This window comes from Bacillus sp. GW823-FHT06A11 (assembly GCF_058795355.1).
Window position 1 is genome coordinate 409,154 of the sequence record NZ_JBXAHS010000003.1, and the last position, 12,836, is coordinate 421,989.

Annotated in this window: 14 protein-coding genes; 2 read left to right on the forward strand and 12 right to left on the reverse strand. The window is 32.9% G+C overall.

Annotated features, from left to right (window positions below; translation table 11 throughout):
• Positions 1–34 precede the first annotated feature (34 nt).
• From AC1Q8L_RS16265 to AC1Q8L_RS16275, 3 genes are all read right to left on the reverse strand, one after another.
• Positions 35–1,096: a dipeptide epimerase gene (locus AC1Q8L_RS16265; RefSeq protein WP_140158900.1), complete on the reverse strand. Its 1,062-nt coding sequence runs from the start codon at positions 1,094–1,096 to the stop codon at positions 35–37.
• A 186-nt stretch (positions 1,097–1,282) separates the two neighbouring features.
• Entirely contained in the window at positions 1,283–1,609 is a 327-nt protein-coding gene (locus AC1Q8L_RS16270) for a DUF3870 domain-containing protein (protein ID WP_000271314.1), read from the reverse strand.
• A 296-nt stretch (positions 1,610–1,905) separates the two neighbouring features.
• On the reverse strand, positions 1,906–2,262 hold the full coding sequence (locus tag AC1Q8L_RS16275; protein ID WP_001228739.1) for an FtsB family cell division protein: 357 nt from the start codon (positions 2,260–2,262) through the stop codon (positions 1,906–1,908).
• A gap of 284 nt (positions 2,263–2,546) precedes the next feature.
• On the opposite strand from AC1Q8L_RS16275, the gene AC1Q8L_RS16280 reads away from it, so the two are divergent.
• Positions 2,547–3,473, forward strand: a complete 927-nt coding sequence (locus AC1Q8L_RS16280) for an aldo/keto reductase (protein ID WP_000559354.1) — start codon at positions 2,547–2,549, stop codon at positions 3,471–3,473.
• Positions 3,474–3,492: 19 nt separating this feature from the next.
• Here AC1Q8L_RS16280 and AC1Q8L_RS16285 read toward each other — a convergent pair whose 3' ends face one another.
• The 9 genes from AC1Q8L_RS16285 to AC1Q8L_RS16325 all read right to left on the reverse strand — a co-directional run bounded on the left by AC1Q8L_RS16285 (position 3,493) and on the right by AC1Q8L_RS16325 (position 12,102).
• On the reverse strand, positions 3,493–4,089 hold the full coding sequence (locus AC1Q8L_RS16285; RefSeq protein ID WP_000981422.1) for a DJ-1/PfpI family protein: 597 nt from the start codon (positions 4,087–4,089) through the stop codon (positions 3,493–3,495).
• Positions 4,086–4,577, reverse strand: a complete 492-nt coding sequence (locus AC1Q8L_RS16290; RefSeq protein ID WP_000400689.1) for an ankyrin repeat domain-containing protein — start codon at positions 4,575–4,577, stop codon at positions 4,086–4,088. Before AC1Q8L_RS16290 ends, AC1Q8L_RS16285 begins: the two co-directional genes overlap by 4 nt.
• A 534-nt stretch (positions 4,578–5,111) precedes the next feature.
• Positions 5,112–5,342 carry a hypothetical protein gene (locus AC1Q8L_RS16295; protein WP_000789031.1) on the reverse strand — a complete coding sequence of 77 codons (231 nt, stop codon included), beginning with the start codon at positions 5,340–5,342 and terminating at the stop codon, positions 5,112–5,114.
• Positions 5,343–5,567: 225 nt separating this feature from the next.
• A complete protein-coding gene (locus AC1Q8L_RS16300) occupies positions 5,568–5,831 on the reverse strand; it encodes a hypothetical protein (RefSeq protein WP_000432429.1) in 264 nt (87 codons plus the stop codon).
• Between the two features lie 171 nt (positions 5,832–6,002).
• On the reverse strand, positions 6,003–6,767 hold the full coding sequence (locus AC1Q8L_RS16305) for a class I SAM-dependent methyltransferase (protein WP_000490914.1): 765 nt from the start codon (positions 6,765–6,767) through the stop codon (positions 6,003–6,005).
• Positions 6,768–6,993: 226 nt separating this feature from the next.
• Positions 6,994–8,733, reverse strand: a complete 1,740-nt coding sequence (locus AC1Q8L_RS16310; protein WP_000038297.1) for a Xaa-Pro dipeptidyl-peptidase — start codon at positions 8,731–8,733, stop codon at positions 6,994–6,996.
• A gap of 321 nt (positions 8,734–9,054) precedes the next feature.
• Entirely contained in the window at positions 9,055–9,897 is an 843-nt protein-coding gene (locus AC1Q8L_RS16315; RefSeq protein ID WP_001987511.1) for a peptidylprolyl isomerase PrsA, read from the reverse strand.
• 188 nt (positions 9,898–10,085) lie between these two features.
• Positions 10,086–11,462: a sensor histidine kinase gene (locus AC1Q8L_RS16320; protein WP_016512677.1), complete on the reverse strand. Its 1,377-nt coding sequence runs from the start codon at positions 11,460–11,462 to the stop codon at positions 10,086–10,088.
• Positions 11,455–12,102, reverse strand: coding sequence for a response regulator transcription factor (locus AC1Q8L_RS16325; RefSeq protein WP_000865979.1), 648 nt, complete (start codon positions 12,100–12,102; stop codon positions 11,455–11,457). The genes AC1Q8L_RS16320 and AC1Q8L_RS16325 overlap by 8 nt, the downstream gene beginning before the upstream one ends.
• A gap of 121 nt (positions 12,103–12,223) precedes the next feature.
• Here AC1Q8L_RS16325 and AC1Q8L_RS16330 point away from each other — a divergent pair, with 121 nt between their 5' ends.
• Complete coding sequence (locus AC1Q8L_RS16330; protein WP_000591776.1) at positions 12,224–12,640, forward strand: hypothetical protein; 417 nt, start codon at positions 12,224–12,226, stop codon at positions 12,638–12,640.
• Positions 12,641–12,836: the final 196 nt, after the last annotated feature.

The window sequence follows — 12,836 nt, forward strand, 5'->3', positions numbered from 1 at the left end:
CCCCCTTAAAAAAATAATTTACTAGTCTCTTTTCCTAAGACTTACTATTCATTGTCGATTGAAGGTTTACCTTTGATCCAGAATAAGTCATTCCTTCTGGCTCTTCCATTAACCAAAGCGGTGCATCAAGATCAAAATAATGTATATTAGGATGTGCTGCCGCTAAATGTGCAACAGCGCTAACGGAAAGTGAAGATTCCATCATGCTTCCCACCATACACTTCACACCAGCCGTTTCTGCGATATCTGCAATACGCCATGCTTCACGTATGCCACCACATTTCATTAATTTAATATTAATTAAGTCTGCGTATCTTCCTTGAACGAGCTTTAATGCATCACTTGCTGAAAATATACTTTCATCGGCCATAATTGGCGTTTGCACACGATCTTTGACGTACTTTAACCCATCCCAATCTTTCGCGTGTACTGGTTGTTCAATAAATTCTATATTTAAATTACGATTTTCCATCTCTTGAATGATAGAGATCGCTTCTTTTGGACTCCAACCTTGATTCGCATCTAAACGTAATGTCGTATTTCTTGGTACCACATTTCGAATTGCCTCAATACGTTCCAAATCTAAATGCGCCTCTTTACCCACTTTAATCTTTAATGTTTGAAATCCTTTTTCTATATGTTTCTTCGCTTCTTTTGCCATTAATACAGGCTCATCCACACTCACTGTAATATCGGTATAAATTTCTTTCTTCCCGCCTAACAATGCATATAACGGCACATTTTGATATTGGCAATATACATCATATAAAGCGATATCTACCGCTGCTTTCGCACTTGAATTTCCAATACAACTCATTTGAATGCGCTGTAGTAACTGCTGAAACTGAATGATATCTTGACCAATTAAACATGAACGCATCGGTCCTAAAATCGCTTCTTCCATTCCACTGGTGAAATCACCCGTAATAACTGGCGTTGCGGCTGCAGCCCCCTTACCAATCAATCCTTCGTCTGTATGAATATAAACATCTATACTTTCAATTTCTGTTACAGTGCGAAGTGCGGTTTTAAACGGTGTATGCAGTTTTATACGTCTACGATTTACTTTTACGTCTGTAATTTTCATTTTGTTCATCCTTTCTTCTTCCAATGAAGTGAAATCTTAATCCACTGGAAATTTATACCCACAGATTATTAGGTAAACCTATTGAGCATTTACTCTCCTATCTCTCTACTTTGTTTTCGTTTACTTTTGGTGTAGGATGATAATGTGAAATAAAAAAATCCAGCCATAAGAATGATTCTTACGGCTGGATTTTGTCTATGATTGAGTAGACAAAGCAGCAATCTGATTATATTTTTTCTGTGCATCTTTTAGCGCTACAAGTAACGCTTTTTGAGAAGAGCCGAAATATCGGTTCTTTACTTCCATTACTAACGCCGGGTCATTTATATTTTTATGTAGAAATAAATATTTAACAAATTGAGATGTTAATGCAATTGTCGCTGAGCAGTCTGCATCTACAATTTCCCCTGTATCCTTAACAAGTACAAATGCTACGAAATAGCTTTTAAACTTTTCAGTAATGGGATTATTTTGAGGTGCTTTCGCATCCCCTACGATATAAATTGTATTTGAAGCGTACACAGCTATCTTCCTTTCTTATACGAGGATAACGGGTTTCTTAATAGTCGTATGAGCGAGGAACTCAACGTTGATTAAAAAATGTATCCGCTTACCTTGTATTATAATATAATTAACAGAATTTTAACAACATTTATTTTAGTGCATATTCCATATTTATGCAAATAGCTTAAACTCTTCATTTTTACAATATGTGATTGTTCCTTGTACCATGACATTCATACATAAAAAACTGCACCTCCAATTGTTAGACGGTGTCTAACAATTGGAGGTGCAGTTCAATGGCTAGCTGTTTTTTATTACTTTGGCATCACAAATATAGTTTCATTTGACTTAGAAAATTGATACTCTTTTCTCGCAAACTTCAAAATTTCTTCTTCATCGTCTGTTAAATTTTCTATGTTAGTCTTTAAAGAACCTTTATCTTTCTTTAAAGATACTAATTGTTTCTTTTGATCCGTAATCGTATCTTTCTTTTTATCAATTACTTCTTGTTGTTTCGTTAAAATATATTGAACATACAGAGTAGTTGCCGCAATAAAAAGGACCATTAAAATAAGACGCCTTAACTTCTTTTTATTTATCTTACGCTTGTCACTAGGTTGTGATGATTGTTCTGGTATATTAGGAACATTTACTCGTTTGAGTTTCCTCATTCAAATCCCCCTAACCCATATTTTTCACTATCATCGGCACGTTTTCTTACTAAACTAAATTCTATTCTTATAAAATAAACTCCTTCACAAAAATATCCCATAAATTAACCAATTAAAGATAGCATTCGACGACATTTCTACATTTACACCGTTTTTTTTTATACATGCTGCTATAAAATAGTAGTTTCTGTAATTCTTTTTCTACTATTGTAGAAGAGTTTTTTCACACACAAAATTCTTACCTCACATATCCATGTTATAACATGCTTACAAGGAGGGGAAATATGCATTACCGCACATTAGGTAAAACTGGAATAACTGTTTCTGAAATAGGTTTTGGGGCATGGGCAATCGGTGGTGATGAATGGGGACCTGTTAACGATAAACAATCTATAACTGCTATAAAAAAAGCAATTGAGTGTGGTGTGAATTTTATTGATACTGCGGATGTGTATGGTTTAGGACATAGTGAAAAGTTGGTGGCTACCGCGATTAAAGGACATCGTAATGATATTATCCTATCAACGAAAGGTGGTTTAATCGGACACCACTACGACCCTAATGGAGTTCCTGTATATGATACTCCCGAAAAAATCATCGCCGTATTTGAAACAAGTTTACAACGTCTTCAAACAGATTATATTGATCTTTATTTTTGTCATATTTGGTGGCATAATCGTAGAGAAACAGAAGCATTTCTACGTGCATTTGACATATTAAAACGTGATGGAAAAGTAAGGGCAGTCGGTGTTTCGACTCATGATTTACAATACATTCATCATTTCAATAACAACAACGAAATTGATATCGTACAACTTGATTACAATATATTAAATCGAAAACCTGAAAAAGATATATTACCATTCTTACAAGAGAAAAATCTAGGAGCTATTATTCGTGGTCCATTAAAAATGGGCATTTTAACTGGAAAATTCACAAATAAAACAATTTTTCCAGATGGAGATTTACGCAAAGAATGGCCAAATGAAACTTGGTTTCAAGAAGACTTACAAACCGTAGAAAAACTTCGATTGCTCTCAAATAAAAATCAGACCCTAGGGCAACTTGCACTTCGCTATGTACTCTCTCATCCGGCAGTAAGTGTTGTAATTCCTGGTGCCAAAACCGGAATGCAAGCACAAGAAAATGCAAATGCATCTGTTCGCCCTATTTTGAGTGATGAAGAGCTTAACTATATTCATTCAATATAAAAAGCCCAATCCGGGCTTTTTAATTTGGCAAACTAATATCATACTCCATTCGCTTCGCTGTGTCCTCCGCAACATGCATACCTAACAAGTTTTTCACAATATGAAATGCCATATTAATTCCAGCTGAAATTCCGGCAGATGTTATAATATGTCCTTCATCTACAAACTTTACATTTTCTATAACTTCAACATTTTGAAACTCATTTTTAAACTTTTCAATACTAGCCCAATGTGTTGTTGCTTTTAAACCTTCCAGTAAACCTGCTTTCGCCAGTAATAGCGCTCCTGTACAAACTGAAGTCATCAGCTTTACTTCTTTCATTTGTTGGCGAATCCATTTTATTACTATTTCATTTTTTATTTCATATTCTCTAGCACCTAGCCCACCCGGAATTATTAAAATATCCACTGGTGGTAAATTTTCAATACTATAATCTGGCTGTACCTTCAATCCGTTCCTTGCTGTAATCATTTCCCCATTCTCGCTAACGGTATAAACAGTAAATGGTTTTTCTTCATTCACCTCAGTTACAGAAAAAACTTCAAATGGCCCTGCAAAGTCTAACACTTCTACTTCATTAAATAAAAATATACCAACACTCCATTTATTCATCATAAGTTCACTTCCTGTTTCAAATGATGTAATAGATGATCATATCCTTTTTCTAATGCAATATCATACGCTGTTTTCCCATCATTTTTCTTTATCATCTTATTAGCTCCATTTTTAAGGAGTAACATAATTATTTCTTCATTTCCTAATAATGCCGCTTCGTGAAGTCCTGTCCAGCCACCACTTTGCATAATATTTACATCTGATCCTTTTTCAATTAAGAAAGCAACAAGTTCACTTTGCTTGTTCGCAATTGCTGCTTGCAAAGGCGTATTTTCATTTTCGTTTTTCGCTCTACTATGTATATCTGCACCGCTTTCTAAAAGAAAACTCGCTATTTCTTTCTGTCCAAAATAAGCTGCTAAATGAAGTGGTGTCCATCCATCTTCACTACATTCGTTAACAATACTTGGACTCGCCTTTATAAACTCCACTACTTTTTCCTTATGACCACTTAAAACAGCTTGTACTATTGATTGTAAATGCTCCATAATAATCTCCTATCATTCAAAATATTTAAGCATCCCCTTCTACATGTTCTATTAATTATTACATTTTCCTTTTAAAAACTTAAGTTTACATAATAATATTATAAATTACTTTTGTACTTAATGTTGAATAGCAATAATGTTTAAAATAATACCTTTAAACAATAAAGACTATGATTTCATTAGAGTTACTGAAAAAAGCAATAAAAAAAACTATACACATAGTTTTCATCGTATTCGTTCAGTTGCATGAACTAAAACAGGTAATGTTTATTCTGCTATTCATGCTTTCAACATATCAAATAATATTATTCCAATAAAAAAACAATCCATTTTTAAAATGGATTGTTTTTTTATTTCTGTTTTATGCGGTTTATTTTATTTTTGTATTTTCAATGACGAAATAATTACACTTACAAAAATGAAATACTACTATCTTAGCCCCTCTTATAGTAAGTTTTTCGTTTGAAAACCAAAAACACATTTTCGCCTTACGATTAAAAAACATATGTAAAAATCTCTAAAACAGCTGCCTTATCATACTAATCTATAGCAATTCTGTCTTCTTCCCTTACCTGTTTCCTTTAACACATACGATTTTAAAACAAGCGCCGTTAATGAATCTGTTAATGTTTTATATGATAAATTTGATAATGCCAATAGATCGTTCGTATATAACATTCTATGCTTCTCTAATAATAATAGTACTAATCGTTCAGACGGTTTTAATGCCTCATCACTTTCTAGTATAAAGTCTATATTTTTCATTTCTCTAATTACTACTCCTTATATAAAAAAATACTTTAGGTGCTAATTTAATATAAAAATAATACATAACAAAATTTGAAATATATTAAAATAACATTGTTTTAAAACACTATTATACTATAACATATATAATTCTTCAAAAACTACATTTAAAAACGGTTAGTCATTCTCTAAATATGAATGACTAACCGTCTTTCAGCTTCTTCTCAATTAACATGTTTTACCTTAAATATTTCTTGCAATATGCGGCTTACTGTAATGACTTGTTCCACCGCCACCAACTACTACTTTACCGCCTTTTTCGAAAATTAATAATTTACTTGAACCATCTGCAAGAAGCACTATTACTTCAGCATTATTACTTGTTGCTACATAAATTACATAACCACTCTTTGATATACAAGTTTCCCAATTCGAATCAAATTCTGATCTTACTACACGATTTGAATACACTTGATTTTCAATTCTATCTTGTTCTACGTTCTCCAAATTTATTCTCCCCTCTTCCCTGCATAGTTATATATATTAAAATAGCAGTCCTGTTTAAAATAGTGACCGATTTTAACATAAATAGTATATGTAGTTAGTAGGAGAATGCTTGGACAATGGAAACAAGACAGTCGATTTTGTATTGACTGCCTTGTTTCCATAGATAGTTCTCTATTTTTCGTTTCGCAGAGCTTCAAAAGTAATCATTTGATTTGCATTTGACGGTTCTTTTTCATAAACATATTCAGCAGAACAAGTAATGTTAGAGAAACCTATACTTTCTAAAAGGAGTTTAAACTCTACTATTCCATACCAGCGCAGCGCAAAACGTTGTAACTCTGTTTGTACTAGCTGTCCTTTACTCCACTTTTCATATTTCAAATATGATACAGTAACTTGGTTCAGCCAATCTATTTCAATTGATTTATTTTCTAATGTGATTCCGTCTCCACTCGGCAAAGAAAAAGTCGATGTATGAATTTCCCCAGTCTTCCAGTCATGCGGAAGCATAATATCTACGATTAATCGTCCGCCTGGATTAAGATGTTCATAAAAACATTTCAATGCGTTTATAGAATCCACACGATTTTCAATTAAACAAAAAGATCCAGTAGGAATGATAATCGCCTCATATTTATGCGGAAGTGAAAATTGTTGCAAGCTTCCTTCATATAAATTAGGATGTAAGCCTCTCTCTTTACACCGCTTACGGCAAGAATCAAGCATTTCAGGTGAATAATCTATCCCATCCACTTTAAAACCAGCCTCTAGAAGCGGAATGATGACACGCCCTGAACCTACTGCAGCTTCGAGAATTCTACCTCTACAATCTTTTAAACGTTCTTTGTAATACTCAATATCACCATTTAAAGAATAACCGACTGGTTTTGTGTAATCATACAGTTCCGTACAAAGTGTACTATAAAAACTAAACATTTATTTTCTCCTCCGTTTTTACGTACGGAAGATTCCAATTCAACTAATCTTCTCGTACCTCTAATTTTAATGCGCTTTCGAAAGAGCTGACTGTCATAATATATCACTCACTTTCCATATAATATAATGATATTGTATTACATAACCTTCCAATTTGAAATATAAAATTAAAAATTCAGACTATAAAACAAAAAGCTTACTTTAGTAAGCTCTTTGGAAAAGATATTTATTTCACAATCGGCAATGTCACTTCACTTAATTTCACTGTAAGTTTCGTGCCCGCTTTCGGTCTAATTGTATAATCATAGTCGCTAGCAATTAAAACGATCCCTATTTGATGTCCAGCTTTAAAGACATAATCATCTGGCTGCATGTCCCATGTGAATGTATAATCTTTGCCCGGTTGAATCGCTGTTGAATCTTCTATATTATTTAAGTTTTGTGGATCCATCCAGCCTCTCGTTACGATTTCCGGCTTCGTTCCTTCATAGTCAACAAGTAATGCTGTTAAATTTGATACAGATCGATCAATATTTCCTGTAATTGAAATCTTTGGTGTACCACTTATGCGTGTATCTTTTTGCAGTACAGGCATTGTATATACTAATCGATTGGCTACTTCTAATTCTGGGTTTGCTACTAATTGATTTGATTTCATTTGTGCATCATCTAAGAATGAGAAAACTTTATTAACAGATCCCATACTTAGTGGAAAATTGACTGATTTATTACTTAAATACATACGGATTTTTGAAGGTACAGCCGCTGGATCTGGCCAATTTTTTATCTTTTGCCACGATTTATTTTCTCTTTGCACATCAACCATTGGTTCATCCATAATTCCATTTTCAATTCCGTACAACCAATAATCTAACCATTTATTTTGTGTTTGCTGCCAGTTATTACTTGATGTCCCACCATGACCACCTTGGTGTAGCCACATTTTACGAGGTACATGATTTTCTCCGAGTGCATCCCACCATTGCGCGAACTGCTTCGTCTTAACATTCCAATCATTTAAACCATGAACAACAAATACGCTTGCTTTTACATTTTTAGCATCTTTTACATAATTGCGTTTATCCCAAAAATCATTATAATTACCTGTTTTTCGGTCTTGTCCAGCCGTTAACTCTTTTATAACTTGTCCGCAAACTTCAGGATTTTCCCTTGTCAGTACTGCTTCTGCCATATTATCTGTATCTTCTCCTTGATATCCGCCTGGCGCAATTACTGCACCATTTGCACGATAATAATCATACCAACTACTAATTGCTGCGATTGGAATAATTGTTTTTAAACCTTCAACTCCAGTAGTCGCAACAGCATTTGGTAGTGTACCATTATAAGACACTCCAGTCATACCTACATTTCCTGTAGACCAATTTGCCTGAACTTCCTCACCCTGTTCTGTAAATGCTTTCGCGCGACCGTTTACCCAATCAATAACAGACTTTGTACCGAGTATTTCTTGTTCATCTCCAGTTGTAGGGCATCCATCTGATTTTCCAGTACCGATACTTTCGCCTAGAATAACTGCATAACCTCTTGGCACGTAATAGTTCCCATACGAACCAAGATTAACCGCTCCATACGGTTTTCCTTCATACGCATACAATTCTTCATCTACATTATATACAGGAACATCTTTTAATCCAGATCGATATGGACTCATTTCATAAATAACAGGAACCTTCACATTCGAATCTGTCTTTGGACGCATAACTTTTATCGATACTCTGTCTTTCTTACCGTCGCGATCACTATCAACTTCTGTCTCTACATATAAATTTTCGATAATGGCTTCATCGAGAGAATAAATCGGCTTTGTCATCCCATTTTCTAATTCAATTTTCGTATTTTTAGTCTCTTCTTTCTTCTCTGCATGCACATCCATAGTAAAGCTAGGTATAATTGTTGCAGATAGCATTGCTGACAGTGTAATTGCCATTTTCTTTTTACTCAAAATGTTCCCTCCCCTTATTCGTTCTCTTTTACTATATAACAAAATAACTGAAAATTCAGTTTTATTTTTATATAATAGTTGAGAAACTCAAAGATTTCTTATTAAGTAAAATTCAATACAGGTGTGAAAGTATTTTCCCACTCCCAGCTTCTATATAAAGTGAGCCCTCACCAATCGGGCGTTTACGGGCAGCGGGGCCCCCACCTAACTTCTTTGCTTCCGCTGAATTTTGAGTTTTGGGGTCTTACTGCCCGGCAAATAGCCGGAAAAATAGAGAAAAAGACAACCGATATTTCTATCGATTGTCTTACATTCCATTTATTATTTTTCTAACTCTTTAAAGGTATCTTTCAAGTCTTTATCAGATACTTTTATATCTGCATTTTTAAGCAGATCTCTAGTAACTTGTTGATGGAATTGAGGATCTTGTATACGTTGCTGTTCTAATTCTTTACGAATATTCTCTTTCTCTTCCTCATATGGTTTAAGCTCTTTTTTATCCGTTAGCTTAATAATATGATATCCGAAAGAAGATTTAACAGGTTCACTCAATTGACCAACTTCTAACTTATATGCAGCATCCTCAAATTCTTTCACCATCATACCTGGTCCAAATTCAGATAGTTCTCCACCTTTTTCTTTAGAACCTGGATCCTCTGAATATTGTTTAGCCAATGCCGCGAAATCTTCGCCACTATTTAATTTTTCTTTAATTTCTTTTGCTGTCTTTTCATCTTTCACTAAAATATGGCTAACTTGAAGCTTTGGCTTATAGTGATCTTTAATATCTTTTTCCGTTACGGTTGCTTTAATAGCTTTTTCAAAAGCGAAAGTAAGCTTTAATTTCTCTTTCAACTGATCTTCATTTTTCACACCATTAGATTCCATATATGTATTAAAATTATCGCCCATCTTGTCTTTTAATTCTTTCAGTTGTTTCGTTACCTCTTCATCCGTAACTTTATATTTATCATTTAATACTTTCTCTACTACCATTTCAGATAAATTCTGTTTACCATAGTTTTCTTTTAATTTTTTGTTAAAATCACTTTCTGAAATGCTTCCTGATTTTGTAGTTACAATATTATCTGATGAACCACATGCAGATAAAGATAACGTCATCCCCATTAAAATGCTACCAATTACTAATTTCTTTCTTTTCAAATCCGAATACCTCACTTCATTAAATTCAAATGTAACTATGTAAATATAACGTTTCCCTGTGAACTTCACGTGAATTTAATGAAAGTAGAACATTTGCTAATTCTCCATTTAATACATCAATTTTGAAAATTTTGGTGATTCATCCTGTATCGCTAACCTCTAAAGCTGCAAAAAGGACTAAATTTTCATTAGTCCTTTTTCACATTTATATAAAATTGAATTTCTCCATTTATAGAGGAAACTCCATATTCAAAACCATGTCTTTCTAAAATACTTTTCACTATCGCTAGTCCTAATCCTGTACCTGATTTTTCTTTACTACGAGAAGATTCTAGTACGTAAAAAGGCTCCCAAATTTTCTCGGTATCTTTAATTTTATCCGTATGAATGCCATTTTTTATTTGAAAATATATACTTTTATTTCTATCTTCTAAAGTAATTATTATGCTTTGATTTGCTGTATATTTTATTGCATTAGAAATTAAATTTTGAAATACCATTCTCATTTTATTTAAATCTGCATAAACGATTGTATCACCCGTATTACAGTTTACTTGTAAGTCAATTACTTTCGAATCCAGGTCAATCTGATGCTTATCTAATATACTCTGGACCAGTGGTTCAATGGAGAATTCTTCTTTTTGTAAAATATCTCTTTCTAGTTTAGAAAATCGTAATAGTTCTTCAATTAAGTTTGATATTTGATCTGTTTGTTTAATAATTGTATCTACATAAGTCCCATCATCTAATCCATCTTTAATCCCCATAGAGTATGCTTTTACTAATGCGATCGGTGTCTTTAATTCATGCGTTACATCACCCATAAATCGTTTTAAATGTTCATTACGATCAGTTAAGTCTTGATGTGCCTCATGTAGTTTTTCACTCATGATATTAATACTATTGGCCAACTCTCCTATTTCATCATTCGTTTTCACTTTCGTTCTTTTAAACTGCAAATGTGAAATATCCTGAGCGACATCACTTAGCTCCTTAAGTGGCGTCGTTATTATTTTTGAAAGTATCCACACAAGTAAAATAATAAGAAGGAGCGAGAAACATACGATGTATAAGTAAAATGTATTTAACGTATTTATAATTTCATTTGAATTCGCAATGGAAGTCCCAATTAAAATTATCGTATCATCTTTCGCAATATATTTAGCAAAAAAACTCGCTTTTACCTTTCCTTGATCGTACAGTTTATTCGATTGCCCTTCCGTCTTCACTTTCATAACTTCGTCTTTCGTAATCCAAAGCTTATTTAAAGTTACTTTCTTTTTCGTAAGTTGCATGCGTAACGCTTCGTTCATAGCATCTTCTGACTGATTAATTGGCGTATACGCAATTGTAACGTTATTTTCACTTTCAATTGTATGAATAACATCCTCTATATTTTCCACTGTTGTATTTTGTATCTGTGTTGTAAATTTATTTAAGTTTTCACGTGTTTTATAAATATTATAGTTCGGTAAGAGATTGTTAATGAATAATAATGAAATCATAAAGATGAGAATAACAGTTGCAGAAATACTTAAAAATAACTTTTTCCCAAGTTTATTCACTTTGTTCCTCCAAACTATAGCCCAGCCCGCGATGCGTCTTAATAATATTTTCTCCAATTTTTTTACGCAGCCTTCTTACATGTGTATCAACCGTTCTCTCTTCTCCAAAATAGTCAAATCCCCATACAATATCTAGCAATTTTTTACGAGTTAAAATCGTTCCTTTATGATTTAAAAAGCATTTTATTAATTCGAGCTCTGTTTTTGTAATTTCTAACTCTATATCATTTTTATATACTTTATTTTTGGCGAAATTTATCTTTACATCTTGTACTTGAATAATATCATCATGCTGAATAAGCTTTTTCGCTCGCGTAATTAGTACTCCTGGATGAAATGGTTTTTTCACGTACTCATCTGCCCCGCTTTGAAGTGCTGCTAATTCATCTTCACTTTCACTTTTCGCCGTAAGCATTAATACTTTTACGCTTGAATTCTTTTTTATTTCCTGACAGACAGTAATACCACTATGTTTTGGCATCATCCAATCCAAAATAGCTAAATCAATTTTTTCATCATAAAATATTTGAAGTGCTTCCTCTCCGTCTTTCGCTAATAAAACTTCGAAGCCTTCTTTTTCAAAATAAGCTTTTAAAATTCTTAACATATCTTGTTCGTCATCTGCAATTAAAACTTTCATATTTTTTCCTCCATTGCTTTTAAACAAAAACCAATTGTATCATACAACATCTTTGTTACATGAATGTGACAGAAAAATATTTAAAGCTTTTGAGGGGATAGTAATGGTGAGGTGTTGTATTATGATAAAAAAAATCGGGGTCATTTCTCTTCTTTTATTTCTATTATCAACAAATGCATTAGCAAATACAAATCAACAAATTGAAGTGTTTGATTGTCAAAAAGAAATGGTCATTCAAAAACAATCTTTAGATCCAATAGTCCAAAAAGAAGCAGTTCAATACGCTAAAGCAATTACTGGTCCATTTAAAAACTTAAATGTCGTTCCAAAAGATGGCTATATGATAAAAATCCCATTATCTAAGCCGGTTTCTATTACTAATCAATGGTTACACACTACAATAGACGAAGTACTTATACTGCTCCCACTAAATGAAAAGCCTTATATTATGCTTTATGATGATGAAAATAATCCGCATTTTTATTATGTAAAAGGTAAACCAGGATTATTATTGAAACAAATGAACGTTAAAACGTAATTGACTGAAAAGGAGTCACCTTATAAGCTAAATTTTAAAAGCTAAGGTGCTCTTTTTTATAATAACAATTTAGTAAATGAAATTATAAAAGTTGGTTTTTAATATAAGGATCGCAACTTCATATATCAGCGATTTTTAAGATATATCGATTTACCAACAAAAAACCTGTTCGTAGCTATTATTTGGATAGCAATCT